Origin of the sequence: Methylobacterium sp. V23 (genome assembly GCF_002917135.1) — a bacterium.
In the GTDB taxonomy this organism is placed as follows: Bacteria; Pseudomonadota; Alphaproteobacteria; order Rhizobiales; family Beijerinckiaceae; genus Methylobacterium.
In genome coordinates, this window is sequence record NZ_PDHT01000007.1 from 138711 (window position 1) to 165113 (window position 26403).

The window sequence follows — 26403 nt, forward strand, 5'->3', positions numbered from 1 at the left end:
CTCAGGCTCCCGTCACGTCCGTGACCCGCGGGGTGACCCGCTTGCGCCGGATCAGCCACCACACCCCGGCGAGGTCGAGGAGCCCGACCCAGAGGCGGTCGAACAGGCCGTATTTCGAGGTGCCGGTGAAGCGCGGCCGGTCGACCACGTCGCGGTGGACCACGCCGAAGCCCTCGCGGGCGACGAGGGCCGGCATGAAGCGGTGCTGCCCGTCGAAGAACGGGAGCGTGTGGTAGACGTCCCGGCGCACAAGCTTGTAGCCGCAGCCGGTGTCGCGGGTGGCGTCCTTCAGGATGCGGACCCGGACCCCGTTGGCGATGCGCGACTGGAGGCTCTTCAGCCGCCCGTCCTTGCGTCCGACGCGCTGGCCCTGGGCGAGGCCGACCCGCGCGCCGCCCGCCTCGATGGCCTGGAGCAGGGACTCCAGGAAGGCCGGGTCGTTCTGGCCGTCGCCGTCCATCAGGGCGCAGACCGGCGCCCGGGCCAGCGCGATGCCGCTGCGGATGCCGGCCGCCTTGCCGGCGGTGCGGTCGTGGCTGAGCACCCGCAGCCAGGGCCGGCCGACCCGGGCCGCCCGCAGGGCCTCGGCGGTGCCGTCGGTGGAGCCGTCATCGACGTAGATCACCTCGAAGGGCGCCAGGGTCGCGCAGGCGGTCTCGAGTTCGGCGACGAGGCTCGCGATGTTGCCGGCCTCGTCCTTCACCGGGATGATCACGGAGAGGCGCATGGGTGTTCGATCCGAGGAGGGTCAGGGCGTCACCGCGTAGGCCGAGAGGTCGACCCGGCGTCCGCCGTTGATGTTGAAGCCCGAGACGGTGCCGACCCGGTTCGGCGCCAGTCCGGCCGCCGCGGCCGCCGCGGCGAACTCCGCCGCGAACCGGCCTTCCACGTAGACGAGGCGGCAGCCGTCGCCCGGGCGCGGACCTTCACCGTTCGGCGAACTTGCACCGTTCGGCGAACTTGCGCCCTTCGGCGAACCTGCGCCGTTCGGCGACTTCGGCCCCTTGAGGAACTCGACGGCCTCGGTGCCGGTGCCGAGCATGGCGAGGTCGGTGCCGATCAGGAAGACGAAGCTCGGCTCGCGGTAGCCGAGGCTGGCCACGGCCGGCCGGGGGCAGGGCACGGCCTCGCGGAGCGCTGCGAGGCGGGGCGAGACCTTGAGGGCGGCCATCACCGGCTGGGTCAGGCCGAACACGGCCGGCGAGAGCAGCATCGCGGCCAGGATGCCGAGGCCGAGGGCGCGCTCGGGCAGGCCGCGGGCGAAGGCGTGCCAGGCCAGGGCCGCCACGGCGCTGGCGCCGAGCAGCAGGGGCAGTCCGGCCCAGGGCAGGGTCCGGTCGTAGGTCCAGGCGAAGGCCGAGAGGCCGAGGGTGAGGCCGACGGGGATCAGCACCACGAGCCCGGCGGTGAGGCGCGCGCCGCGGCGCTCGGGGTGCAGGGCGCCGGCGGCCAGCGCCCGCACGGTGAGGATGGCGATGGCCGGCATCAGCGGCAGCACGTAGTGCGGCAGCTTGGTCGGCACGATCTCGAACAGGATCCAGGTCGGCACGATCCAGGCGAGGAGGAAGGCGATGGCGGGCTCGCGCCGGTAGCCCCAGGCGAAAGGCGCGCTCAGCGCCGCGAAGGCCGCGCCGGGCCAGAAGGTGCCGAAGAACGCCACCAGGTAGGCGCCGGGCGGGGCGAAGTGCTTCTCCGAGCCGCCCTGGACCTTGCTCAGCATGTCGTGGCCCACCGCCTCCCCGTAGAAGGCGCCGCCGCTCTTCCAGGTGATGGCCGCGAACCAGGGCGCCACGATCAGCAGGGTCAGCGGCAGGCCGAGGCCGGGCCGCAGGGCGCCGAGCCAGCGGGCGGAGCGCCAGCGGACGGAGAGGATCAGGGCCGGCAGGCCGCAGAACAGCGGCACCATCGGGCCCTTGATCAGGATGCCGAGGGCGAGGCCGAGCCAGAAGGCCAGCACCGTGGCGGTGTCGAGGGGCCCCGCGACGCCGTGCCCTCCGGCCCCATGTTCTCCGGCTGAATGCCCGTCCGGGCGCTCGCGGCGGAGCCAGGCGCGGGCGAGGCCGCCGAAGGTCGCCACCGCGCAGGCGCAGAGCAGCGCGTCGGTCTTGGCGAGGCGGGCCTCGGCCGAGAGCACGACGCAGGCCCCGAACAGGGCGGCGGCGAGGAACGCGCCCCGCCGGGGTAGGAAGACCAGGGCCGACCAGTAGGTGAGGAGCACCGCCCCGATGGCGCCCAGCAGGGACGGGATGCGGTAGAGACCGATGGTGGTGCGGGCGTTCGGCACCCCGAGCGCCTCGGCGGCGCCGACCACCGCGGCCTGGGCCCAGTAGATGCCCACCGGCTTCTTGTGCCGGGCCTCCGCCTGGAAGCGGATGTCGACGAGGTCGCCGGTCTCCAGCATCTGCTTGGAGGCCTGGGCGAAGCGCGGCTCGTCGCGGTCCATCGGCTGGAGCGAGGCGAGGCCGGGCAGGAAGCAGACGAGGCAGAGGGCCACCAGGAGGGCGCAGGCCCAGGCATGGCTCCGGGCCGCGGCGGACAGGAGGGTGTCCGGGAACGCGAAGGCGTCCCCGCGGGCCGGGCGGGGCACGGTGGCACGGTCGATCATGCGGGCGGATGGGCCGTCAGGGGGGACATACGCGGCTCCGGACCGGCACCCGGCCCCAGGAATCCGGTCGATGATTCCGGCCGATGCCGCGAGGCCGGCGGTGTCGATGATGCGGCCGGGAATGTCAAATCCCCGGTTCCGCAGGGGCGCCGGCCGCCGCAACCGGCGCGCCCTGCCCCGCCCCCGACTCCACCCCGGCCCCGGCCCCGGCCGCGCGGAACCGCTGGCGGTAGGCCGCGGGCGCCACCGCCACGTGGCGGAGGAAGCTGCGCCGCAGGGTCTCCTCGGAACCGAAGCCGCAGCGCGCCGCGATGCGCTTCACCGGCAGCGCGGTCTCGGCCAGGAGCCGCCGGGCCGCCTCGACCCGCTGGCGCTCCAGGGCGCGGGCGGGGGTCAGCCCCGTGGCCGCCCGGTAGTGCCGGGCGAAGCCGCGCGGGCTCATGCCGGCCGCCTCGGCCAGGCGCGGCACGGTGAGGTCCTCGGCGAGGTGGTCGGCGATCCAGGCCTGGAGCGCCTCGAAGCGGGCGCCGCCCGGCACGGGCGACAGCACCTGCTGCGACAGGACGGTGCTGAACTGGGCTTGGCCGCCCGGGCGCTTCAGGAAGACGACGAGGTGGCGGGCGACCGCCAGGGCCGCGGCCTGTCCGAGATCGGCCTCCACCAGGGCCAGGGCCAGGTCGATGCCCGCCGTCACCCCGGCGGAGGTCCAGACCGCGCCGTCCCGGATGAAGATCGGGTCGGGCTCGACCCGGACCTCCGGATGGCGCCGCGCGAGCGCGGCGCAGCGGGTCCAGTGGGTCACGGCCCGGCGCCCGTCGAGGAGGCCGGCCGCCCCGAGCAGGAAGGCACCGGTGCAGACGGAGGCCACACGCCGGGCCTGGGGCGCCCGGGCGGCGACCCAGGCGGGCAGCCCGTCCGCGATCGCCCCGTCGACGCCGCGCCCGCCGGCGACCACGAGGGTGTCGACGGGGGCATCCGCCTGCGGCAGCGGCTCCGTCGCGAGGCCGAGCCCGGCGGAGCTCCGGACCACGCCGCCGCCCGCCGCCGCCACCCGCAGGGTATAGGGCGCCGGGCCGGCGCCCGCGCGGTCGTCGGTCGTGGCGAAGAGGTCGTTCGCGGTGGCGAACACCTGGAGCGGCCCCGACACGTCGAGCAGTTGCACCCCCGGGAAGGCGAGGATTTCGATGCGACGGGATTCGTCGCAGAGGGATTCGCGGCGGCGGGATTCTGGACGGAGGGATACGCGGAGCGGTTCGTCCGCGATGCGCTCTGGCAGGAAACGAGGTCTCGTTGTCATTTCGGCCAGAGCCTGCCGGGTTAGGGTCGTCCTGTCCAGACACCCGGAGACAGCCCGATGCCCCTCGAGATCGGCCTTCTGACCTTCCCCGACGTCCAGCAGCTCGACCTGACCGCGCCCTACGAGGTCTTCGTCGGAATCCCGGAGGCGCGGGTCCATCTCGTGGCCGCCGACCGGGGGCCGGTGACGAGTTCCACCGGCCTCGTGCTCGCCCCGACGCTGGCCATGGCCGACTGCCCGCAGCTCGACGTCGTCTGCGTGCCCGGCGGCCTCGGGGTGAACCCGCTGATGCAGGATGCGGCGGTCCTGGCCTTCCTGCGCGAGCAGGCGGAGGGGGCCCGCTACGTCACCTCCGTCTGCACCGGGGCCCTGGTGCTCGGGGCGGCCGGGCTCCTGCGGGGCCGGCGCGCCACCACCCACTGGGCCAGCCTCGACCTCCTGGCGGCCTTCGGGGCGATCCCGGTCTCCGAGCGGGTGGTGCGCGACGGCAACCTCCTCACGGGCGGCGGCGTCACCGCCGGGATCGACTTCGCCCTCACCCTGGCGGCCGAGCTCTCCGGGCGGCCGGCGGCGGAGGCGATCCAGCTCGGCCTCGAATACGCGCCCGCCCCGCCCTTCGCCGCCGGTACGCCCACCGCCGCCGGCCCGGCCGTGCTGGCGGCGGTGCGGGGGCGCCTCGCTGCCGGCCGGGCCGAGCGGGAGCGCATCGTGGGCGCGATCACCGGGGCGACCGACATCGTCCCCTGGGGACCGACCGGGCCCTGAGCCGGGCCGCGCCGGTCCTTTCCGCGTTCTTAAACGTATTCTGCGCGCCTAGCGGGCGGCACCGGCGAATCTAAAGTGCGCGACCTCGGAACTGAACGACGTTGCCGGCCCTCGAGCACGGGAGTGGACCATGACGACGGGCATCGCCACCGGCGCGGGCGCGACGCGGCGGGCGGATCTCCCCGATGCCCTGCGCATCGGGGCGATGGGCGCGATCCTGCTCTTCATGCTGATCGGAGCCGATCCCTTCCTCGACGGGACGGCGGCGGAGAACGCCGCCTCGCGGGCCGGCGGCAACCTCGTCAACCAGGTGCTGTTCCTGGCCATGGCGGGCATCGCGGTGGCGGTGCTCGCCTGGCGCGGGCGCGAGGCCCTGCGCCCCCTGGCCACCCTGCCCATCCTGGCGATGCTGGCCTGGATCGGCGTCTCCACCGTCCTCTCGATCGAGCCCACGGTCTCGGCGCGGCGCCTCGTCTCCCTCGTCATCATGTTCGGCGGGGTGGTGAGCGTGCTGGTGCTCGCCCGCGACGCGCGCCAGTTCGCCCACGTCCTCGGTGGCACCGTCCTCCTCGTGCTGGCGACCTGCTACCTCGGCCTCGTGCTGGTGCCCGAGCGCGCCATGCACACCGCCCTCGACCTGATCGAGCCCGAGCATGCGGGCAGCTGGCGCGGCGTCTTCTCCCACAAGAACGGCGCCGGCGCGGCCATGAGCCTGTTCATCATCGTCGGGCTGTTCTGGGCCGGGATGGGCCAGCGCCTCCTGGGCTCTGCGGTCGTGGTGCTGGCGGGCGTGTTCCTCGTCTTCACCAACGCCAAGACCTCCCTGCTCATGACCCCGGCGGTGCTCGGCCTGACCTGGGCCTGCACCCTCTCGGCCTCGGGTGCCTGGCGCCGCCTGGTGCTCCTCGGGCCCCTGGGGCTGCTGCTCCTGCTCACCGTGGGCTCGGTGATGTCGTCGGGCCTCGGCGCCTTGGTGGCGGGCCTGGCCACCGACCCGACCTATACCGGCCGCACCGAGATCTGGCGCTTCGCCCTCGACAACATCGCCAAGAAGCCGATCACCGGCTTCGGCTACGGCGCCTTCTGGGAGAGCGTGTTCTACGGCGGCGGCGGCGATGCCACGACCTGGGTCAACCGCGCCACCGACGCCCATGACGGCTACCTCAACACCGCCCTGGAGAGCGGCCTGCCGGGCCTCGCCCTCACGGTGTGGTGGATGGTGCTGGCCCCCCTCTCCGACCTCCAGGCCCAGCGCCGGTCCGAGGCCGGCCCCGCCCTCGACCCCCTGCGGCTGCTCTTCCTGCGGATCTGGCTGTTCGGCCTGATGGTGGGGGTCTTCGAGTCGGTGTTCTACCAGGCCACCAACGCGCTGTTCTTCCTCGTCGCCCTCTCGGTCTTCGGCCTGCGCTTCGGGGCCGCCGGGCAGGTCGTCGCGGAGTCCCCGCGATGAGCGCCCCCTCCCCGCCCGCCCATCCGCCGGCGGCGCCGCTGCCGGCGCTCACCGCCCTGCGCTTCGTGGCCGCCGCCTACGTGGTGGCGTTCCACTACGCGACCTTCTTCTTCGCCGACGCGGCGATCCCCGGGGCGGTGCGCCTCGGCTATTCCGGGGTGACCTTCTTCTTCCTGCTCTCGGGCTTCATCCTGGCCCATACCTACCGGGACGTGGACCTGACCGACCGCGCCGCCCGCGCGCGCTTCGCCTGGGCCCGGGTGGCGCGGGTCTACCCGGTCTACCTGGTCTGCCTCGTCCTCGCCCTGCCCTGGTTCGCCGCCTGGGTGGCGAAGTCCACCCCGCCCCTGCAGGGGCTGATGGCCGCGAGCGCGGTGCTGGCGCCGCTGGGCCTGCACGCCTGGGTGCCGGGGGCCGCCTGCGCCCTCGACTGCCCGAGCTGGTCGATCTCGGTGGAGGTGGTCTTCTACGCCCTGTTTCCCTTCCTGCTGCCCCTGGCGCGCCGGGCGCCCGGCCGCACCGCGCAGCTGACCCTCGCCGCCTGGATGGCCCTGACCGCCGGGACCGCCCTCGCCTTCGCGCGCTACGCCCCCGGCGTCTCGCTCATCGATCCGGAGGCGGGGGGCGCCGGCCCGGTGCTGCTGGCCCAGGCCATCAAGTACAACCCCCTGCTGCGCCTGCCCGAATTCGTGGCCGGGCTCCTCCTCTACGGGGCTTGGACCCGCTGGCGCCTGCCGACGCCCGCCCTCCTCGCCCTGGCGGCCCTCGCGGGCCTGGGGCTGGTGGCGGGGGCGCCCCACCTGCCCGCGGTGCTGCTCCACAACGGCCTCACGGCCCTGGCCTGGGCGCCCCTGATCCTGGCCGGCGCCCAGCTCCGCGGCGGCCCCCTGGTGAAGCCCGGCTTCGTCTTCCTCGGCCGGATCTCGTTCGCCCTCTACCTCATCCACGTCCCGGCCTACGCCCTGGTGAACAGCCTCGACCGGATCGCCCTCGGGGGCCGCCTCGCCGCCGCGCCCTGGCTCGGGGCGGGGCTCGCCGCCGCCCTGGCCCTGGCCCTGAGCGTCCTCCTGCACCGGGGCCTCGAGGAGCCGATGCGCCGGCGCATCCTGCGCTGGGCCGCGCGCCCGCGGAGCGCCGGCCCCGTCGCCGTGGGCTGAACCGCCCCCGTCAGGGAGCGTTCAGCAATCCCCCGGCAGGATCACCGTCCTCCGGCCTCCCGGCGGCCGGATGGTCAAAGACAACACAGGTCACACCAGCAGAAGGTCATGGCTTCATGTCCGTGAAATCGCTGTTTCACCCGAAATCGCTGTTTCGCACGATGCTCGCCCGCACGACGCTGACCGCGTCGCTCGGTGTCGCGGGTGCCGTCGGGGTCGCCGCAGCCGCCCAGGCGGCGCCCCTCGCCCCGGCTCCCGCCGGGACGCTGACGGGTCCCGCCATCGAGACCGTCGCCTATGGCTGCGGTCCCGGCTTCATCCCGAACCGGTTCGGCGATTGCCGGCCGATGTACCGCCCCGACGGATATTACCGTCCGCGGCCGTTCTACGGGCCCCGTCCCTTCTACGGACCGCGCTACGGCTACTACCGCCCGCGCCCGCCCTTCGGGCCCTATTTCTAGGCTCGGGCGCGTCTCGACTTCGAACCGGTTCCCCTTCCGGGCTTGTCCCGACACCAGACCGGGCGGCGGCGCGCCGCCCGCGTCACTTCGCTGCCGCGCGCCGGCGCCGTGCCGGGACTAGGACCCTTGGCCTGTCCCGAAACCCCGCACCCGGGGAACTCCCATGCGCGCGCTCCTCCTCCTCGGTCCGTTCCTGATCGGCCCGTTCCTGATCGGCCCGTTCCTGATCGGCCTGTCGGCGATCGTCCTCCCGGGTACCGCCAGGGCCGAGACGGTGCTGCCCACGGTCGACGCGGCCAACACCCGCTATTCGGATCTCGACCAGATCACCGCCGCCAATGTCGGCCGGCTCCGGGTGGCCTGGACCTTCTCCACCGGCGTGCTGCGCGGTCACGAGGGGGCGCCCCTGGTGGTGGACGGGGTGATGTACGTCCACACCCCCTTCCCCAACACCGTCACGGCCCTCGATCTCGACCAGGACGGGCGCATCCTCTGGCGCTACGAACCGAAGCAGGACCCGGGGGTGATGCCGCTCCTGTGCTGCGACACGGTCCATCGCGGACTCGCCTATGCCGACGGCGCCCTCTTCCTGCAGCAGGCCGACACCACCCTGGTCTCCCTCGACGCGAGGACCGGCCGGGTGAACTGGTCGGTCCGCAACGGCGACCCGGCCCGGGGCGAGACCAACACCGCCGCCGTGCTGCCGGTGAAGGGCAAGGTCCTGGTGGGCCTCTCGGGGGGCGAGTTCGGGGTCCAGTGCCACGTCACCGCCTACGACGCCCAGACCGGCGCCCGGCTCTGGCGCGCCACCGCGACGGGCACCGACGAACAGATGCGGGTCGACCCCGCGCGCACGACGGCGCTCGGCAAGCCGGTCGGCCCGAATTCCTCCCTGAAGAGCTGGGAGGGCGACCAGTGGAAGACCGGCGGCGCCTGTGCCTGGGGCTGGTTCGCCTACGATCCGGGCCTCAACCTCGTCTATTACGGCACCGGCAATCCCTCGACCTGGAATCCGCGCCAGCGCCCCGGCGACAACCGCTGGGCGACGTCGATCGTGGCCCGCGACCCCGACACCGGCATCGCCCGCTGGCTCTACCAGATGACGCCCCACGACGAGTGGGACTACGACGGCGTCAACGAGATGATCCTCACGGACCAGAAAATTGACGGCGTCACCCGCCCGCTCCTGACCCATTTCGACCGCAACGGCTTCGGCTACACCCTCGACCGCGCCACCGGCGAACTGCTGGTGGCGCAGAAGTTCGACCGCTCCGTGAACTGGGCGAGCCACGTGGATCTCGACCGGGCCTCGCCGGATTACGGCCGCCCGGTCCGCGACCCGCGCTATTCCCCGGAAGCCACCGGCGAGGACGAGACCACCACGGGCATCTGCCCCGGCGCCATCGGGGCCAAGAACCAGCAGCCGGCGGCCTATTCCCCGCGCACCCGGCTGTTCTACGTGCCGACCAACCACATCTGCATGGATTACGAGCCCTTCCAGGTCAGCTACACCCCCGGCCTGCCCTATGTGGGCGCCACCGTGAGCCTGCACCCGGCCCCCGACGATCCCCGCACCGGCACCCTGACCGCCTGGGACGGGGTCGCGGGCGCGATCCGCTGGTCGATCCCCGAGCCGTTCTCGGTCTGGTCCGGGGTGCTCGCCACCGCCGGGGACGTGGTCTTCTACGGCACCCCGGAGGGCTACCTGAAGGCCGTGGACGCCCGTTCGGGACGCGAGCTCTACCGCTTCAAGACTCCCTCGGGCATCGTCGGCAACGTCACCACCTACCGCCATCGGGGCCGGCAATACGTGGCCGTGCTCTCCGGCGTCGGCGGCTGGGCCGGAATCGGCCTCGCGGCCGGGCTCACCGACCCGAACGACGGCGCCGGGGCGGTGGGCGGCTACGCCGCCCTGTCGCGCTACACGGCGCTCGGCGGTCAGCTCACCGTGTTCGCCCTGCCCGAGTGATCTTCGCCCTGCCCGAAAACCCTGCCCCGGAAATCCCTGCCCCGGAAATCCCTGCCCCGGAAATCCCTGCCCCGGAAATCCCTGCCCCAAGTCATCTTTGGGGAGCGCCGGGGATCTTTCGGACGGCGCGGGAGCCGGCCGCCGGTCAGCCGAGATCCTCGTGCTCCTCCGCCGGGGCGTAGACCGCCTCGCCGAGGCGCTTCAGCGGGCCGCCCGGTCCCGAGCGCTTCCACAGGCGTGTGTTGAGGGCGGCCACGGGGTCGTGCCCCGGCACCGCGAAGCCCAGCGCCGTCAGGCCCTCGAGGATCTCGCCGGCATGGAGGGGCCGGCCGGCCTCGTGCAGCAGGTTGACGGCAGCCGCCACCAGGGCGCGTCCGTGCCGGCGGGCGGCCACGAGGTCCTCGCCCGCCCGCGCCGCGTCCGGCAGCGGGTCGAGCCCTTGACCTTGCCCGGCGCCGGGCACGGGAATGGAAGCAGGTTCTAGAACCTCCGGCCGCCCCGGCGGCACGTCGGCGGCGCGGCTCGGCCCGCCGAGGCGGCGGCCGAGCTCGAGGTAGAGCTGGTGCTCGGCGATGGCGCGGTCGAGCGCGTCGCGGCGATGGCGCAGGTCGCGCAGGGCGGCCTCGGCCTCGGCCTCGGACAGGAACATGGACGCCTCACGGAATATTCTTTAGAACCGACCGGGGTCAGATCGGTTCGTCGAATATTCCTTATGCCCAGCGTCTCCGCAAGATATATTCCCTAGGCCATAGAGGGAATATCCGTCACGCCACGGCCTGCGTGGCCTTGCGCGGCGGCCTGGCACCCCGCGGCGGGATCAGCAGGGTGCTCGGGTCGGCGGGCTGCAGCAGCATGCCGGTGTCGTCGAGGCGGATGGGCAGCTTCGGGAACACCTCCTGCAGGTGGGCGAGATCCGCCTTGAAGGCCTGCCGGAAGCTGCGGATGCTGGCATTGTCGGCGCCGAACTGCTTGTGCAGGTTGTCCCAGGTCAGCCGCAGGGGCCGCTGCAGGGCGCGCAGGCGGTAGCCGACCCAGAACAGCAGGTCGAGCTTGCGCGCCGAGCCCGAGAAGGCCTTGGCCGCGCGGATGTCCACCGGCAGGGCGTGCTGGATCAGGTTGTCGTAGAAATCCTGGTGGAACTGGACGCTCTTCTGCCAGACCACCCCGTCGGCGCCCTGCGGCAGCCAGAGGTCGAGCTGGCGGAAGGGCGGCACGTTGAGGGTGCTGGCGCTGCCCGCCCCGTCCCAGAGGCCGATCTGCAGGGTGCAGGCGGCCAGCCGCGCCAGTTGCTCCTTGAACTGCCGGATGGTGCCGCGCTCGCCGCCCGTGACGGCGAAGCCCATCTCCTTCATGAAGCCCGACAGGCTGTCGGCCACCGCCACGGTGGGGCTGCGCTGGCGCACGGCCTCGGTGCAGAGGTGCAGCAGCACGAGGCGGGCCTTGGGGCCGTAGGGCAGGCCCTGGAACTCCATCTCGCCGGTGGCGGGATTCTTCAGCCGCCCGGCCAGGAGGCTGAGGGAATTCCGGCCGTATTCGCGGAAGAACTCGCGCGTGTCGCCGGGGTCGCGATAGGGCAGGCCGCAGAGCGCCAGCACCGAGTGGATGTGCTGGAGGTTCTCCGGGCCCGTGGGCTCGGTCTCGATGACCTCGCGGATGGCGTCCCGGCGCCGCTGGTCGCGGCCCATGGCCTGGCGCCGGTCGACCACGGCACCGCGGGCGGCGGCCTCCGCGTCCCGGGCCCGCTGCCGGTGCAGGATGGTCTCCGCGATGGTGGCGAACAGGAAGCTGCCGCGGGCCGCCTCGACCTCGGCCAGGAGGTCCGCGTCGCGGATGCCCGCCAATGTGTCCTCGATCCCCAACAGACCCTGCCCCGATCGATCCCGAACCACGCCACCCGGCGACCATGCCCGATTCCCCGCCCGGGAGTCTCGGCGACCGAGGCGGAAGGTGGACGTCATCCCGGCTATCCACCGGCCGGGACGGGACAAACGCTCGCGGGCCTGCACGCCGGATCCGGCCGCAGCGCCCCGACGCAGAGTTCGATACGGGGCCGGATTTTGCACAATCCCCAGAGTTCACCGCTCCCGTCCCGGATCCACGCCGAACCCGATACGCAGTTACGCAGAATCCCATGCACCGCCCGGGTTTGCGCACGCAGAGTCCGATACGGATCTGCGCAGAGTTCCATACGCAGCTGCGCAGAGTTCGATGCGCGAACACCCGTCAAGCCACGGGGAAAGCAGGGGTTTTGGCGCCCCCATATAACTCTCAGAAATGACTCTCTGAGAATCTCTTACTGATACCTTTCCTAAGGGTCCGGGTGTCGTTCGGAAGAACGAACACACCCCCGGCCAAGGCTTTTTCATGGGAATTTTCCAAAGCAAGCCACCGCCTCTCCCGCCTCCATCCCCAGCCTCACGGGTTGGCCCGCAATCCGCTAAGGCAAGCGGATCGCGGTCGGATGGGAGGATTGTCGTGAGGATCGAGGATTTGTTGGCGCTGATGGCACAGCTGCGCGACCCGGAGACCGGCTGCGCCTGGGACGTGGCCCAGGATTTCGCCAGCATCGCGCCCTACACGGTGGAGGAGGCCTACGAGGTGGCCGACGCCATCGCCCGCGGCGACGCGGAGGACCTGCGCGACGAGCTCGGCGACCTCCTGCTCCAGGTGGTCTTCCACGCCCGCATCGCGGAGGAATCCGGGCTGTTCGCCTTCCCGGACGTGGTCCGGGCCGTGATGGAGAAGATGGTCCGGCGCCACCCGCACGTCTTCGCACCGGACGGCTCCCTGCTGCCCGCAGGTTCCCCCCGGCGCGACCCCGAGGCCGTGGCCGTCCAATGGGCGGCGATCAAGGCCGAGGAGCGCCGGGCCAAGCCCTCGCGAGAGCCGGGACCGCTGGCGGGCATTCCCCTGCCGCTGCCCGCCCTGACCCGGGCGGAGAAGCTCTCGGCCCGGGCCGCCAGCTACGGATTCGACTGGACCGATCCGGCGCAGGTGGTGCTGAAGGTGCGCGAGGAGATCGACGAGGTCGCCGACGCCATGGCCCATGGCACCCGGGCGGCGGTGGCGGAGGAACTCGGCGACCTCTTGTTCTCGGTGGCCAACCTCGCCCGCCACCTCGGGGTCGATCCGGAATATTCCTTACAGAAAGGGAATATGAAGTTCGAGCGCCGCTTCAACGCCATGGTGGCAGCCTTGGCGGCGCAGGGGCGCGGACTCGCCGACAGCGACCTCGACGCGATGGAGGCGGCCTGGGCGGCGGTCAAGGTGGCGGAGAAGGGCTGACCCCGGCGGTGCCCCCCGGCTGGGCACACTCGAGCGCTCGCCCCGGGAGCTCAGGCCGGGCGTCGGCGGAACGGCCAGTCGATGACCCCGCCGGCATAGAGGGCCCACCAGACGAAGACCGGCTGAAACGCCAGTCGGGGGCCGTGGTACCACCAGCTGTCGGGCAGGCCCGGCACGACGATGCCCTCCAGCGCGTGCTTGAGGTTGGCCGGGAAGACGCAGACCGCGTAGAGGGCCAGGCCGATCCCGGCCCAGCGCCGGGTCGGACCCCAGGCGAGGCCGAGCACCCCGGCGAGCTCGCACAGGCCGGTGACGATCACCACGAGGCGGGGCTCCGGCACCCAGTCCGGCATGATCGGCAGGAAGGCGTCGGGGGCGGCGAGGTGCACCACGCCGATGAAGCCGTAGGCCGCCATCAGGGGCAGGCGCCACCAGACGCGCGGCGCCGTCATGACTCGAGTGCCGTCATGGAGCGAATGCGTCGCGCAGGTCGGCCACGAGGGCTGCCACCACGGGGTTGTCGGCGCTCGCGAAGGGGGTCTCGCCGATCGCCGTCACGGGGGCGAGACCCCGCAGGGAATTGGTCACGAACACCGCCTCGGCGCGCCGCAGCGCGTCGAGGCCGAAGCTGCGTTCGGCGACGGACACGCCGAGGCGCGGGGCACATCCCGAGAGAACCTCGGCGCGCAGGATGCCCGGCAGCACGCCGTCCGACAGGGGCGGGGTGACGAGGCCGCCGTCGATCACCGCGAACAGGTTGGCCGTGCCGGCGCAGGCGACGTGCCCCCGCGTGTTCCGGAACAGGGCCTCGTCGAAGCCCGCGGCCCGGGCCGCGCCGGCGGCCAGCACCGCGTCGAGGTAGCCCAGCGTCTTCAGCTGCGCGGCCGGTGAGGTCTCGTTGCGACGGATCTCGGTGGAGTGGAGGGTGAGAGGCGCGAAGGCGAGGGCCGGTCCCACCGGGGCCGCGCTCGCCCACAGCACCGGCCGCGGCTCGGCCGGGGGGCTGAGCCCGCGCGGGCCGGAGCCCCGGGTCACGGTGGTGCGGATCGCCGCCAGGGGATGGGCCCCGCCGGCGCGCGCCGCGAGCGCCCGCATGGCGTCCGCGATGCGCTCGGGCGCTACGGGAAAGCCCAGCGCCGTGGTGGCGGCGGCGAGGCGGCCGACATGCGCGGTCTCGAACACGACGCGGCCGCGTCGGGCCAGCGCGGTGTCGAACACCCCGTCCCCGAGGGTCAGGCCCCGGTCGGCAAGGTCGAAGGGCACCGGCCCCTCGGTGAGGCCGCCGTCAAACCACAGCATCGGTCTGGGCCGGCAGGGCATGGTCGGCGCGCCAGTCGCGGGCGAGGCGCAGGAAGTTGGCGAAGACGGCGTGACCGTTCTCGGTGAGCACCGATTCCGGGTGGAACTGCACGCCCCAGGTCGGGTGGCTCCGGTGCGACAGGGCCATCACCTCTCCCTCGGGGGAGACCGCGTCGACGCTGAGGCGGTCGGCCATGCCGGGCTCCGGCGCCACGATGAGCGAGTGGTAGCGACCGACCTGCATCGGGTTGGGCAGGCCGGCGAAGAGCCCGGCCCCGTCGTGGCGGATCGGCGTGGCCTGCCCGTGCAGCGGGCGCCCGGCCCACGCGACCCGGCCGCCGAAGGCCGCGCCGATGGCCTGGTGGCCGAGGCAGACGCCGAGCAGCGGCACCGCGCCGGAGAGCTCCCGGATGGCGGGGAGCGAGATGCCGGCCTCCGCCGGGGTGCAGGGACCGGGCGAGATCACGATCGCCTCGGGCTCGAGAGCGCGGATGCCGGCGACGTCGAGGGCGTCGTTGCGCGCCACCCGCACGGTCTCGCCCAGCTCCTCGAAGTAGCGCACCACGTTGAAGACGAAGCTGTCGTAGTTGTCGATGACGAGGATCACGGCGCCCTCCCCGCCCCGGCTTCGGCTGCCAAGATCTCGGGCTCGGCTGCCAAGACCTCCGGCTCGGGTGCCAAGGCTTCGGGTTCGAAGGCCTGGAACACCCGGGCGGCCTTGGTCAGGGTCTCCTCGTATTCGGGGGCCGGCTCGGACAGCAGGGTGACGCCGCCCCCCGCCTGCAGCACGGCCCGGTTCCGGTCCATGAACACGGTGCGGATGGCGATCGCGGTGTCGAGGTCGCCGCTGAAGTCGAGGGCGCCGATGGCGCCGCAATAGAGTTCGCGCGCGTCGCCCTCGATCTCCGTGATGATGTCCATGGCGCGCAGCTTCGGCGCGCCGGTGATCGAGCCGCCCGGGAATGTGGCGGCGATCAGGTCGAGGGCGTCCATGTCCGCTTTCAGGGTTCCGGTGACCACCGACACGAGATGGTGGACCGAGGCGTAGGATTCGAGGCCGCACAGCACCGGCACCCGCACGCTGTGCGGCTCGCAGATGCGCGAGAGGTCGTTGCGCAGGAGATCGACGATCATGATGTTCTCGGCCCGCTCCTTGGCGTTGGCCTGCAGCGCCTCGCCCAGGCGCGCGTCGGCGGCCGGGTCGGCCACGCGCCGCACCGTGCCCTTGATCGGCCGGGTCTCGATCGCCCGCCCGCTGAGCTTGAGGAAGCGCTCCGGGCTGCTGGAGGCGACGCGCAGGTCCTCGAAGGCGAGATAGGCGCCGAAGGTCGCCGGGTTGGTGGCGCGCAGGCGCCGGTAGAGCCCGAACGGGTCGAAGCCCTCCGGCAGATCGGCCTCGAAGCGCTGGGCGATGTTGGCCTGGTAGATGTCGCCGGCGCGGATGTAGTCGCGCACCCGCTCCACCGCCGCCTCGTAGCCGGCGCGGGTGAAGTTCGAGCGCCAGGCGAGCGGTCCCTGCGCCGCCGGCTCGGGGCTCGGCCGCGCCTCGGCCAGGCGTGCGGCGAACTGGGCCAGCCGGGCCCGGGCCCGGCCCTCGCGCGCCGCCGGATCGGTCTCGGGAAAGCCCGTGGCGATCAGGCGGCAGCGCCCGGTGCCGTGGTCGAGGCTCAGCACCGTGTCGTAGAGGTTGAAGGCGATGTCGTCGCAGAGGCCCGCCCGCCGGGCCGGGGGGGCCACCCGCTCCAGCGTCGCGCCGAGGTCGTAGGCGAAGTAGCCGATGGCGCCGCCCGCGAAGGCGGGGCCGTCGGGGTCCCGCGCCGTTCGGTAGGGAGCGAGGCAGGCGCGCAGCGCCTCCAGGCCGGAGCCCGGCACGGGGCGTCCATCCAGGGTGGCTTGGCCATCGCGGAACCGGAAGCGCCCGAACGGGTCCGCCGCCAGGGTCGAGGTCCGCCCCAGGGTGTCGTGGTGCATGGCGCTGTCGAGGAAGGCGAGTCCCGGCAAGGCGGCCAGGGCCTCGGCCGCCGCGACGGGCTCGACGAACGGGATGTCAGCAATCCACATGACGACTCGAAGCTTTCAGGGCTGCGACGGACCGACGATCCCGGTGTGCCGAAGCATCGGGGGCCGACGCATCCGTCCTGGCCTGCGGTATCATGCACAGGTGGCATGCGCGATGCCGTGGCAAAAGCGCGATCCGCGCATGGCTCGACCCTGTGCGGCTCGCGTGGCGGAGCGAATCCCGTTATAGGGCTGTCAACCTCTTTGTCCCGCCCTTCCCCGATTCCACGGCCGGTCCGGTTCCAGCAGCCGTGCCGGCCCGACGAGCATCCATGACCGCATCCCCCCTGTCATCGACCCCCGCCGAGGCGGCGCCGAAGAGCGCCCCGAAGATCTCCTTCGTCTCCCTCGGCTGCCCCAAGGCGCTGGTGGATTCCGAGCGCATCCTCACGCACCTGCGCGCCGAGGGCTACGAGCTCGCCCGGCGGCATGACGGCGCGGACGTCGTCATCGTCAACACCTGCGGCTTCCTCGATTCGGCCAAGGCCGAGTCGCTCTCGGCCATCGGCGAGGCCATGGCGGAGAACGGCCGGGTCATCGTGACCGGCTGCATGGGCGCCCAGCCCGACGAGATTCGCGAGAAATACCCGAACCTGCTCGCGGTCACCGGCCCCCAGGCCTACGAATCGGTGGTGGCGGCGGTGCACGAGGCGGTGCCCCCGGCCCATGACCCGTTCCTCGACCTGGTGCCGCCGCAGGGGGTGAAGCTCACCCCGCGCCACTACGCCTACCTGAAGATTTCCGAGGGCTGCAACAACCGCTGCACCTTCTGCATCATCCCGTCCCTGCGCGGCGACCTGGTCAGCCGCCCGGCGGGCGACGTGCTGCGCGAGGCCGAGAAGCTGGTGAAGGCCGGCGTCAAGGAACTCCTGGTGGTCTCGCAGGACACATCCGCCTACGGCGTCGACATCCGCTACGCCACGAGCCCCTGGCGCGACCGCGAGGTCCGGGCGAAGTTCTACGACCTCGCCGCCGCGCTCGGCGAGCTCGGGGCCTGGGTGCGGATGCACTACGTCTATCCCTACCCGCACGTGGACGAGGTCATCCCCCTGATGGCGGAGGGCAAGATCCTCCCCTACCTCGACATGCCGCTCCAGCACGCGAGCCCCTCGGTGCTGAAGCGCATGCGCCGGCCCGGCAACCAGGAGCGCCAGCTGGAGCGCATCCGGCGCTGGCGCGAGATCTGTCCGGACCTCGCTATCCGCTCGACCTTCATCGTCGGCTTCCCCGGCGAGACCGAGGCCGAGTTCGAGGAGCTGCTCGCCTGGATCCGGGAGGCCAAGCTCGAGCGCGTCGGCTGCTTCGAGTTCGAGCCGGTGGCCGGCGCCGTGGCCAACGGCCTCGGCGACCTCGTTCCCCCGGAGGTCAAGGCCGAGCGCAAGCGCCGCTTCATGGAGGCTCAGCAGGGCGTCTCCGCCCGCCTGCAGAAGGCCCGCATCGGCAAGCGCCTGCCCGTGATCATCGACGCGGCCGATGGCACCGTCGCCAAGGGCCGCTCGAAATACGATGCCCCCGAGATCGACGGGAACGTTCACATCACGGCGCGCCGACCCCTGCGGGTGGGCGACATCGTCACGGTGAAGATCGAGCGCGCGGACGCGTACGATCTCTATGGCAGCGCGGTGTAAACCGCGACGCGTCTCTCTCCCCGTTGTGAGGCGGCGGTAGGGTGGTCGTGTGCCCCTCGGCCGATTGAGGCTGGCGGAGCCACCTCTCCCCCCGAGGGCAAGTCTATCGCCTCGGGTGGCGCGCCGTCATTCCGGGACGCCGAGGGCGAGCCTGGAATCCAGGGCCGCTGACGGTGCGAGGCCTCGCATCACCTGGGTTTCTGGATCCCGGGCTCCGCTGCGCGGTCCCGAGGATGACCGGATGCTGCGAGTGCGTTTCCGAAGCGCAGTTCGGACGCGCTGCCCTGTCGCAAGGGAGAGAAACGCGTCTTGTTCGGACAGGGCAGCGCGGCCGAGAGACGGGCTCGTAAGCCTACCCGCCCCCGATCGCCCCGCTCATGATCCGCCCGACTCCGGCCGCCGCCATGTCGCCCCAGGCCCTTTCCACCGAGCCGTCCCGGTCGATGCCCCGCACGGCGTCCGCGACCACCAGGGCCTCGAGACCGGCCGCCCGCGCATCGCGGGCGCTCCAGGCCACGCAGTGATCCGTGGCGAGGCCGCACAGGACCACCCGCGTGAAGCCGCGCTCGCGCAGGTAGCCGGCCAGCCCCGTGGGCGTGCGGCGGTCCGCCTCCAGGAAGGCCGAGTAGCTGTCGACCCCTGGATGGTGGCCCTTGCGGATCACCAGCTCGGCGCGGTCCGCCGCGAGGCCGGGGGCGAGGGCGGCCCCGGCGCTGCCCTGCACGCAATGCTCCGGCCACAGCATCTGCGGGCCATAGGCCAGCGCTACAGTGTCGAAGGGCGCCCGGCCGGGATGGCTGCTCGCGAACGAGACGTGCCCCGGCGGGTGCCAATCCTGCGTCAGCACCGCGTGCGGGAACAGGCCGAGGAGGCGGTTCACCGGCCCGACCACAGCGTCGCCCTCGGGCACGGCGAGCGCCCCCCCGGGCAGGAAGTCCACCTGCACGTCGATGACGAGGAGGACGTCCCGGGCTCCCGGGGTCACGCGATCCTCCGATCCCGGGAAAGCCGGATCACGGGATCATCACCGTGGCGCCGGTGGTCTTGCGGGCGGCGAGATCCCGGTGGACCTGCTGCACGTCGGCGAGCTTGGCCGTGCTGTGGACCGGGATCTTCACCGCCCCGCTCGCCACCACCGAGAACAGGTTCTTGGCCATGGCATCGAGGGTCTCCCGCTTGCTCGCATGGGCGAAGAGCGAGGGGCGGGTGGCGTAGAGCGAGCCCTTCTGGCCCAGCAGCGCCAGGCTGAAATCCTCCACCGGACCGGAGGCCGAGCCGAAGCTGACGAAGAGGCCCAGCGGGCTGATGCAGTCGAGGGAGGCCGGGAAGGTATCCTTGCCGACACCGTCATAGACCACCGGCACGCCCTTGCCGCCCGTGATCTCCCGGACGCGGGCCGAAAAATCCTCGTCGCGGTAGAGGATGACGTGGTCGCAGCCGTTGGCGCGGGCGAGCTCCGCCTTCTCCGCCGAGCCGACGGTGCCGATCACCGTGGCGCCGAGATGCTTGGCCCACTGGCAGGCGATGAGGCCGACGCCGCCGGCAGCGGCGTGAAACAGGATGGTGTCGCCCGGCTTCACCGCGTAGGTCCGGTGCAGCAGGTACTCGGCAGTGAGGCCCTTGAGCATCATCGCGGCGGCGGTCTTGTCGTCGACGTCGTCGGCGAGGTGCACGGCGGCGCTCGCCTCGATCACCACCTCCTCCGCGTAGGTGCTCGCGGCCGAGCCGTAGGCGACCCGCTCGCCGACCCGGAAGTCGGTGACGCCCTCGCCCAGGGCCACGATCACGCCGGCGCCCTCCTTGCCGGGGATGAAGGGCAGCTGGGGTGCCTTGTAGGCGCCCGAGCGGAAATAGATGTCGATGAAGTTCACCCCGATGGCGGTCTGGCGGACGTGGATCTGGCCGGGGCCCGGAGCCGGCAGCGCCACGTCCTCGTAGCGCATCACCTCGGGGCCGCCGTACGCGTGAACCTGGATCGCCTTCGGCATCGTGTCGTTCCTCAGTGTGGGTCTTCAGTGCGGATCTTCGGCGGGACGGATGCGACGCCACCGGCCGCGATGACTGCGACATAGACGGTCCCAGACCGCCGGCAATGGCGCAAGGCTCGCATCCCTCCCCTGCTGGCCCATGTGCCGCCCCCACGGACCCATGTGCGCCCGCGCACGGGGCCGGCGCCTCCGGGCGGCGGGGGCGACCGGATTGCGTCCGCGGCGGCCCCGTGATTAACGCAGGTTAATGATCCGGTCCGCGTCGCGCTGCCGGGACTTGGACCCGGAGAGCGCCGACTCGGTCCGGTCGGGGCGACACGACCATGAGGGCGGATCGGCGGATGGATGAGATCGTGTGGATCCGGCCCGCCGGCTACGACCCCGCGGTCCAGCCGGGCACGATCCTGCGCCCGGATGCGGGGCTGCCGGAGTTCCGGGTCCTGGCGCGCCGACCCGTGGTGATGATGTTCCATGCCGGCCCGGCCTGGGACATCCGGCCCTTCACCCAGCTCACCCTGCGGCTCGTGGCGCCGGAGGAGACCCCGGTGCGCGCCGGATCGGAGCGATCCTCCGGGCCTGGGGGAACCGGAGGCGACGCCGGTTCGGGCGCGGCGGGTTAAGGCTCACACGATGCCGGTGAGGTAGTAGACACCGATCACCAGGAACACCGCCACGGTCTTCAGGAGCGTGATGGCGAAGACGTCGGCATAGGCCTGCCGGTGGGTCAGGCCCGTCACCGACAGCAGGGTGATGACCGCGCCGTTGTGCGGCAGGGTGTCCATGCCGCCGCTCGCCATGGCGGCGACCCGGTGCAGCACCTCCATGGGGATGTTGGCGGCCTGCGCCGCCGCGATGAAGGTGGAGGACATGGCCGCCAGCGCGATGCTCATGCCGCCGGAGGCCGACCCGGTGATGCCCGCCAGCGCCGTCACGGTCACGGCCTCGTTGACCAGGGGGTTCGGGATCGCCGAGAGGGCGTCGCGGATGACGAGGAAGCCCGGAAGGGCCGCGATGACCGCGCCGAAGCCGTATTCGGAGGCGGTGTTCATCGCCGCCAGCAGCGAGCCCGCCACCGCGGCGCGGCTGCCCTCGGCGAAGCCCTGGGAGACGGGGCGCCAGGCGAAGACCAGCACCGTGAGGATGCCGGCGAGCAGGGCCAGCTCCACGGCCCAGATCGCGGTCACGGAGGAGACCGCGGTGACGATGGGCTTGTCGAGGCCGGCCAGCACCGTCTCGGCCTTGGCGCCGTAGAGGCGCGGGATCGCGGCCGTGAAGGCGAGGTTCGACAGGCCGACCACGATCAGCGGCAGGAGGGCGATGGCCGGGTGGGCGCGGGCGGCCGCCTCCATCACCTGCGGCTCGTTGCTGTGGCCGGTGCCGTAGCCCTCGCCCCGGCGCTTGGCCGAGGCGATGCGCCGGTCGAGATAGGCGACGCCGACCACCAGGATGAAGGCCGCCCCGATCAGCCCGAGCCAGGGGGCGGCCCAGGTGTTGGTGCCGAAGAAGGTGGTGGGGATGATGTTCTGGATCTGCGGCGTGCCGGGCAGCGCGTCCATCGTGTAGGAGAAGGCGCCGAGCGCGATGGTGCCGGGGATCAGGCGCTTGGGGATGTCGCTGAGGCGGAAGGCCTCCGCCGCGAAGGGATAGACCGCGAACACCACCACGAAGAGCGAGACGCCCCCGTAGGTGAGCAGGTTGCACACCAGCACGATGGAGAGCACCGCCCGCCGGGCGCCCACCAGCTCGATCACGGCGGTCACGATGGAGCGGGAAAAGCCCGACATCTCGATGACCTTGCCGAACACCGCGCCGAGCAGGAACACCGGGAAGTACAGCTTCACGAAGCCGACCATCTTCTCCATGAACAGGCCGGAGAAGACCGGCAGCACCGCCGCGGGATCGGTGAGCAGCACTGCCAGCAGGGCCGCCACCGGCGCGAACAGGATGACGCTGAAGCCGCGATAGGCGACGAACATCAGGAATCCGAGCGCCAGCAGCGCGATGAACAGGCTCATGGGAACGGGCGTCCTCCGGGCGGCCGATGTCCACGGCCTTGCACCGGATGCTACAAGCCTCGCCCCTGCGGCACCATCGCGGCCTTGACCGACGGGGTGACACGCCTCTGTTAGCGTTAGGTTTTACGGGGGCGCGTCGGCCTGCACAGCCGACGGGCCCGAGGCCGTTCAGGAGACCGCGAGCCCGTGGCGACACTTCCTCCGAAATCCGAGACCTTCGCGGTCGCCGTGGTCGGTGCCGGCGCGGCGGGCCTGAGTCTCGCCCTGGCGCTCGCCCGCGAAGGCGTCGCCACCGCCCTGGTGGGCCGGCACGCCCCCGTGGCCGACGGGCGCACGGTGGCGCTCCTCGACGGCTCGGTGCGCTTCCTCGATGCCCTCGGGGTCTGGGCCGCGATCGCGCCCCAGGCGAGCCCCCTGGCCGAACTCCACATCGTCGACGACACCGGCAGCCTGTTCCGCCCACCCCCGGCCCGCTTCGTCGCCACCGAGATCGGCCTCGACGCCTTCGGCTGGAACGTCGAGAGCGCCCGCCTCGTCGAGGGCCTGCGCGCCGAGGCCCGGGCGGCGGCCCACCTGACCCTGTTCGAAGAGGATGCCGCGGGTTTCGCGGCCGGCGCCGACGCGGCCACGATCACGCTGGCCGGAGGGGCCACCCTGTCGGCCCGGCTCGTGGCCGGGGCGGACGGCGCCCGCTCGAAGCTGCGCGAGGCCGCCGGCATCCTGCCCCGCACCTGGTCCTACCCGCAGAGCGCCATCACGACGATTCTCGCCCACACCCGGCCCCACCGCGACGTCTCCACCGAGTTCCACACCCGGCAGGGGCCGTTCACCCTGGTGCCCCTGCCCGGCGGGCTCCGCTCCAGCCTCGTCTGGGTGATGGGCGAGAGCCCGGCCAAGCGCTTGGCCGCTCTCGACGACGCGGCCCTGGCCCGGGCGGTCGAGCACCAGGCCCAGGCGATGCTGGGGGCGATGTGCGTCGACGGGCCGCGCGGCCTCGTGCCGATGCGGGGCCTGTCGGTGCCGAGCCCGGTCGCGGCCCGCCTCGCCCTGATCGGCGAGGCCGCCCATGTCTTCCCGCCCATCGGCGCGCAAGGATTGAACCTCGGCCTGCGCGACGCCGCGTCCCTGCGGGATGCGGTGATGCGCGCGGTGTCCGATGGGCGCGACCCGGGTTCGCGCGCGGCGCTGGCCGGCTTCGCCCGCGGGCGCGACCTCGACGCGCGCTTGCGGTCGACCGCGGTCGATGCGCTCAACCGCAGCCTGCTCGCCGACCTCCTGCCGGTGGACGCCCTGCGCGGCCTCGGTCTCCTCGCCATGACGACGATCGGCCCGTTGCGTCGCGTCGTCATGCGCGAGGGCGTGCTGCCCCGCCTCGGCGCCCCGAGCCTGATGCGCTGATCAGCGCCCGGCCACGCTCCGGACCGGCGGCTGGGCCGGATTCTCCTGCGCCGCCCTGCGGTCGACCGAGCCGGTGGCGATCTCCGCCGCCGGGTCCGTCGCACCGTCCTGGAAGGCGGTGCCAGCCTTGCCCAGGGCGACGCCGTGGGCGAACAGAGCCTTCATATACGCCTGGTCGAACGGCGCAGCGGAGGTTTTCCCGAAGCGCCCGTCGATCTGGGCGACCTGAAGGTCGAGGCCGGTGCGCCGGGCGAAGCCCTGGCTGAGGGCGAGCGCGGCCCGGGTCTGCGCCTTGATCGCCGCCGACATCGAGCGGCCGAGCACGCTCAGGGTGGTGCGCGACGCCATCTGAAAGTCGGGCGCCAGGCTGTTGTTGACGACGAGGTAGACCCGAGGCGTCGGTAGGGGCGCCGGATCCTTCGCCAGGAGCATCGATTCCGGAGCGAGGTAGTACGGCGCGGTGGTGCCGCCGTCGTCGTGCATCTCCTGGAAGTGCCTGCCGTCGCCCGCCACCGCGTCGATCATCACCGGCGGGAACACGCCGGGCACGGCCGAGGAGGCCAGGATCACCGACCGGAACAGCGCCAGCGCCTTCGGGCCCCCGGTCTGCGCGATGGCGCCCATGTCCCACAGGACCGGCCGCTCGCCATCCACCGCCGTGGTCGCCACCAGGAGCCGGCGGCCCTTGGCGTGCTCCGCGGCCACCGCCTTCAGCAGGGCCGGGGTCACCGCCCGGTCGATCCTGCGCTTGAGGGGCCAGGTATCGGTGAGGGCCTCGTTCGTGCCGCCGAACTCGAACACGTCCGCGGCGGAGATCTCGGTGTAGTTCTGGCGCAGGGCTGCGTCGCCGGCGGCGCCGATGAAGGCGAAGGGTGCGATCATCGCGCCGGTGCTCACGCCCGTGATGATGCCGAAATCCGGCCGGGTCCCGGCCTCGCTCCAGCCGTTGAGCAGGCCGGCCGCGTAGGCGCCGTTCTCGCCTCCACCCGAGAGAACGAGCCAGGGCTGCCTGGCGGCCGAGGCCCCGTCCAGCAGGGTACGGAAGGCGGCGGCATCGTCGCCGGGAATGCGGAGCCCTGCAGCCAGGCCGTCCGGCCGCGCCGTCGCGGCCTCCGCGGCCGTGAAGGCCACGCGCCCGGATGGCGTCTCCGCCGAAACCTGCTTCTCGGCGGCCGGTCTGGCACGCTCGGCGGCGAACGCGGTCTGCGGAAGGCTGAGCCCGATCAGGGCCGCCCCGAGTAGCACCGGATGGCGGAAGCCGGTCCGCCGGGTCGATGATCCGGACATGGGTCCGTCCTTCGTAGTCCGTGAGGTGCCCCCCTCGATCGTGAGAACGTGAGCCGGAGACACGCGTTCCACCGCCTGTCCCGCAGCGACGGCACGGCAAACGGCGTGCGTGCGCCCGCGCACCTTTACGGTAGGGTCAACCTTGCCCTAACCGCTGGTTCGGGACGCCGATCTCACACACAAAACGCATCTCACACAAAGAAACTCCTGGGAGCCAGAAACCCTCATGAAACTGCCACGCCGCTTCTTCCAGCCGCTCGCCACCGGCGCACCGGCGCCCTTCCGCGAGCTTCCCGTCAAGCTGGAGCGGATGATCCACTTCGTTCCGCCCCACAACGACAAGGTCCGGGCCCGCGTGCCGGAGCTCGCCGCCACCGTCGACGTGGTTCTGGGCAACCTCGAGGACGCGGTGCCGATCGACCAGAAGGAGGCCGCCCGCAAGGGCTTCGTGGCCATGGCCCAGGCCACCGATTTCGCCGCCTCCGGCACCGGCCTCTGGACCCGGATCAACGCCCTGAACTCGCCCTGGATTCTCGACGACCTGTTCGAGATCGTCTCCCAGGTCGGGAACAAGCTCGACGTCGTGATGGTGCCCAAGGTCGAGGGGCCGTGGGACATCCACTACATCGACCAGTTGCTGGCTCAGCTCGAGGCCCGGCACGGCGTGACCAAGCCGATCCTCGTCCACGCCATCCTGGAGACCGCCGAGGGGGTCGCCAACGTCGATGCCATCGCCTCCGCCTCGCCCCGCATGCACGGCATGAGCCTCGGACCCGCCGACCTCGCGGCCTCCCGCGGCATGAAGACCACCCGTGTCGGCGGCGGCCATCCGGATTACCGGGTCATTGCCGATCCGACCCAGGACGGGGCCGCCCGGGCCTCCGCCCAGCAGGACCTCTGGCACTACACCATCGCCAAGATGGTCGATGCCTGCATGGCCAACGGCCTCAAGGCCTTCTACGGCCCCTTCGGCGACTTCTCCGACGGAGAGGCCTGCGAGGCCCAGTTCCGCAACGCCTTCCTGATGGGGTGCGCCGGGGCCTGGACCCTGCACCCGAATCAGGTCGCCATCGCCAAGCGGGTCTTCGCCCCCGACCCGGCGGAGGTCGCCTTCGCGGTGCGGATCGTCGAGGCGATGCCCGACGGCACCGGCGCGGTGATGCTCGACGGCAAGATGCAGGACGATGCCACCTGGAAGCAGGCCAAGGTCATCGTCGATCTCGCCAAGCTCGTGGCCGAGAAGGATCCGGAACTCGCCAAGACCTACGGTCTCGCCTGAGCGTTTTTCGCCTCCCCTTCGTCATCGGCGGTGCTCCGCCGATGACAAGTGGCCCGGAGCCGCTTATTTTCCGTCGCATGACCGATACGATCACTGCTGATTCCGTGATGAGAACCGCCAAGTTCGGCCTCGGTGCCGTCGTGCGCCACCGCATCTATCCCTTCCGCGGCATCGTCTTCGACATCGATCCGGTGTTCGACAACACCGAGGAATGGTGGCTGGCGATTCCCGAGGAGGTCCGGCCACGCAAGGACCAGCCGTTCTACCACCTGCTCGCCGAGAATGCGGAGAGCGAATACGTGGCCTACGTGTCCGAGCAGAACCTCGTGACCGACACCTCCGGGGAGGCCCTCCGGCATACCGGGATCGCCGAGGTGTTCGAGCGCGGCGCCGATGGCAGCTACCGGATGCGCGGGGCTGCCCACGCCAACTGAGACCCCACCGGGCCGATCGGCGCCGGGA

24 protein-coding genes are annotated in these 26403 nt (G+C 72.3%); 11 read left to right on the forward strand and 13 right to left on the reverse strand.

Going from position 1 to position 26403, the window contains the following annotated elements; genetic code table 11:
- Position 1: 1 nt before the first annotated feature.
- The 3 genes from CRT23_RS09280 to CRT23_RS09290 form a co-directional block, all read right to left on the reverse strand.
- The gene (locus CRT23_RS09280; RefSeq protein WP_103709444.1) at positions 2 to 727 is read right to left on the reverse strand and encodes a glycosyltransferase; all 726 of its coding nucleotides are present in this window, start codon (positions 725 to 727) and stop codon (positions 2 to 4) included.
- A gap of 21 nt (positions 728 to 748) precedes the next feature.
- The gene (locus CRT23_RS09285; RefSeq protein WP_245436081.1) at positions 749 to 2605 is read right to left on the reverse strand and encodes a glycosyltransferase family 39 protein; all 1857 of its coding nucleotides are present in this window, start codon (positions 2603 to 2605) and stop codon (positions 749 to 751) included.
- Positions 2606 to 2729: 124 nt separating this feature from the next.
- Complete coding sequence (locus CRT23_RS09290; RefSeq protein ID WP_103709445.1) at positions 2730 to 3902, reverse strand: GlxA family transcriptional regulator; 1173 nt, start codon at positions 3900 to 3902, stop codon at positions 2730 to 2732.
- 57 nt (positions 3903 to 3959) lie between these two features.
- Here CRT23_RS09290 and CRT23_RS09295 point away from each other — a divergent pair, with 57 nt between their 5' ends.
- The 5 genes from CRT23_RS09295 (at position 3960) to CRT23_RS09315 (ending at position 9704) form a co-directional block, all read left to right on the forward strand.
- Positions 3960 to 4667 carry a DJ-1/PfpI family protein gene (locus CRT23_RS09295; RefSeq protein WP_103709446.1) on the forward strand — a complete coding sequence of 236 codons (708 nt, stop codon included), beginning with the start codon at positions 3960 to 3962 and terminating at the stop codon, positions 4665 to 4667.
- 130 nt (positions 4668 to 4797) lie between these two features.
- A complete protein-coding gene (locus tag CRT23_RS09300; protein ID WP_103709447.1) occupies positions 4798 to 6117 on the forward strand; it encodes an O-antigen ligase in 1320 nt (439 codons plus the stop codon).
- The gene (locus CRT23_RS09305; protein WP_103709448.1) at positions 6114 to 7274 is read left to right on the forward strand and encodes an acyltransferase; all 1161 of its coding nucleotides are present in this window, start codon (positions 6114 to 6116) and stop codon (positions 7272 to 7274) included. Before CRT23_RS09300 ends, CRT23_RS09305 begins: the two co-directional genes overlap by 4 nt.
- Positions 7275 to 7435: 161 nt before the next feature.
- On the forward strand, positions 7436 to 7735 hold the full coding sequence (locus CRT23_RS09310; protein ID WP_103709488.1) for a hypothetical protein: 300 nt from the start codon (positions 7436 to 7438) through the stop codon (positions 7733 to 7735).
- Positions 7736 to 7898: 163 nt separating this feature from the next.
- The gene (locus CRT23_RS09315; RefSeq protein ID WP_103709449.1) at positions 7899 to 9704 is read left to right on the forward strand and encodes a methanol/ethanol family PQQ-dependent dehydrogenase; all 1806 of its coding nucleotides are present in this window, start codon (positions 7899 to 7901) and stop codon (positions 9702 to 9704) included.
- 145 nt (positions 9705 to 9849) lie between these two features.
- Here CRT23_RS09315 and CRT23_RS09320 read toward each other — a convergent pair whose 3' ends face one another.
- Together CRT23_RS09320 and CRT23_RS09325 are read right to left on the reverse strand one after the other, a co-directional pair.
- A complete protein-coding gene (locus CRT23_RS09320; protein WP_103709450.1) occupies positions 9850 to 10353 on the reverse strand; it encodes a hypothetical protein in 504 nt (167 codons plus the stop codon).
- Positions 10354 to 10468: 115 nt separating this feature from the next.
- Positions 10469 to 11566 carry a replication protein RepA gene (locus tag CRT23_RS09325; protein ID WP_103709489.1) on the reverse strand — a complete coding sequence of 366 codons (1098 nt, stop codon included), beginning with the start codon at positions 11564 to 11566 and terminating at the stop codon, positions 10469 to 10471.
- A 613-nt stretch (positions 11567 to 12179) separates the two neighbouring features.
- Here CRT23_RS09325 and mazG point away from each other — a divergent pair.
- Positions 12180 to 12989 carry a nucleoside triphosphate pyrophosphohydrolase gene (gene mazG / locus CRT23_RS09330; protein WP_280951970.1) on the forward strand — a complete coding sequence of 270 codons (810 nt, stop codon included), beginning with the start codon at positions 12180 to 12182 and terminating at the stop codon, positions 12987 to 12989.
- Between the two features lie 50 nt (positions 12990 to 13039).
- On the opposite strand, the gene CRT23_RS09335 is transcribed toward mazG, so the two are convergent.
- Genes CRT23_RS09335 through pabB form a run of 4 tightly spaced genes read right to left on the reverse strand, consistent with a single transcriptional unit; the run spans position 13040 to position 16349 of the window.
- The gene (locus CRT23_RS09335) at positions 13040 to 13441 is read right to left on the reverse strand and encodes a DoxX family protein (RefSeq protein WP_055949043.1); all 402 of its coding nucleotides are present in this window, start codon (positions 13439 to 13441) and stop codon (positions 13040 to 13042) included.
- A gap of 13 nt (positions 13442 to 13454) precedes the next feature.
- Positions 13455 to 14288, reverse strand: coding sequence for an aminotransferase class IV (locus CRT23_RS09340; RefSeq protein ID WP_103709452.1), 834 nt, complete (start codon positions 14286 to 14288; stop codon positions 13455 to 13457).
- Positions 14275 to 14895: an aminodeoxychorismate/anthranilate synthase component II gene (locus CRT23_RS09345; RefSeq protein WP_103709453.1), complete on the reverse strand. Its 621-nt coding sequence runs from the start codon at positions 14893 to 14895 to the stop codon at positions 14275 to 14277. The genes CRT23_RS09340 and CRT23_RS09345 overlap by 14 nt, the downstream gene beginning before the upstream one ends.
- The gene (pabB, locus tag CRT23_RS09350) at positions 14892 to 16349 is read right to left on the reverse strand and encodes an aminodeoxychorismate synthase component I (protein ID WP_103709454.1); all 1458 of its coding nucleotides are present in this window, start codon (positions 16347 to 16349) and stop codon (positions 14892 to 14894) included. Before pabB ends, CRT23_RS09345 begins: the two co-directional genes overlap by 4 nt.
- 269 nt (positions 16350 to 16618) lie before the next feature.
- Between pabB and rimO the strand changes: the two genes are divergently transcribed.
- On the forward strand, positions 16619 to 17974 hold the full coding sequence (rimO, locus tag CRT23_RS09355) for a 30S ribosomal protein S12 methylthiotransferase RimO (RefSeq protein WP_103709455.1): 1356 nt from the start codon (positions 16619 to 16621) through the stop codon (positions 17972 to 17974).
- Between the two features lie 352 nt (positions 17975 to 18326).
- On the opposite strand, the gene CRT23_RS09360 is transcribed toward rimO, so the two are convergent.
- Both CRT23_RS09360 and CRT23_RS09365 read right to left on the reverse strand, forming a co-directional pair.
- The gene (locus CRT23_RS09360; RefSeq protein WP_103709456.1) at positions 18327 to 18959 is read right to left on the reverse strand and encodes a nicotinamidase; all 633 of its coding nucleotides are present in this window, start codon (positions 18957 to 18959) and stop codon (positions 18327 to 18329) included.
- Positions 18960 to 18987: 28 nt separating this feature from the next.
- Positions 18988 to 19962 carry a quinone oxidoreductase gene (locus CRT23_RS09365; protein WP_103709457.1) on the reverse strand — a complete coding sequence of 325 codons (975 nt, stop codon included), beginning with the start codon at positions 19960 to 19962 and terminating at the stop codon, positions 18988 to 18990.
- A 341-nt stretch (positions 19963 to 20303) separates the two neighbouring features.
- On the opposite strand from CRT23_RS09365, the gene CRT23_RS09370 reads away from it, so the two are divergent.
- A complete protein-coding gene (locus CRT23_RS09370) occupies positions 20304 to 20582 on the forward strand; it encodes a hypothetical protein (protein WP_181017298.1) in 279 nt (92 codons plus the stop codon).
- Positions 20583 to 20585: 3 nt separating this feature from the next.
- Here CRT23_RS09370 and CRT23_RS09375 read toward each other — a convergent pair whose 3' ends face one another.
- A complete protein-coding gene (locus CRT23_RS09375) occupies positions 20586 to 21977 on the reverse strand; it encodes a GntP family permease (RefSeq protein ID WP_103709458.1) in 1392 nt (463 codons plus the stop codon).
- Positions 21978 to 22163: 186 nt separating this feature from the next.
- Between CRT23_RS09375 and CRT23_RS09380 the strand changes: the two genes are divergently transcribed.
- Entirely contained in the window at positions 22164 to 23375 is a 1212-nt protein-coding gene (locus tag CRT23_RS09380; protein WP_103709459.1) for an FAD-dependent monooxygenase, read from the forward strand.
- Here CRT23_RS09380 and CRT23_RS09385 read toward each other — a convergent pair whose 3' ends face one another.
- Positions 23376 to 24662, reverse strand: coding sequence for a patatin-like phospholipase family protein (locus tag CRT23_RS09385; protein WP_103709460.1), 1287 nt, complete (start codon positions 24660 to 24662; stop codon positions 23376 to 23378). It lies immediately after the preceding gene.
- Between the two features lie 226 nt (positions 24663 to 24888).
- Between CRT23_RS09385 and CRT23_RS09390 the strand changes: the two genes are divergently transcribed.
- Together CRT23_RS09390 and hspQ are read left to right on the forward strand one after the other, a co-directional pair.
- On the forward strand, positions 24889 to 25941 hold the full coding sequence (locus CRT23_RS09390; RefSeq protein WP_103709461.1) for a CoA ester lyase: 1053 nt from the start codon (positions 24889 to 24891) through the stop codon (positions 25939 to 25941).
- Between the two features lie 107 nt (positions 25942 to 26048).
- On the forward strand, positions 26049 to 26375 hold the full coding sequence (gene hspQ / locus CRT23_RS09395) for a heat shock protein HspQ (RefSeq protein ID WP_244472571.1): 327 nt from the start codon (positions 26049 to 26051) through the stop codon (positions 26373 to 26375).
- The last annotated feature ends 28 nt before the right edge of the window (positions 26376 to 26403 follow it).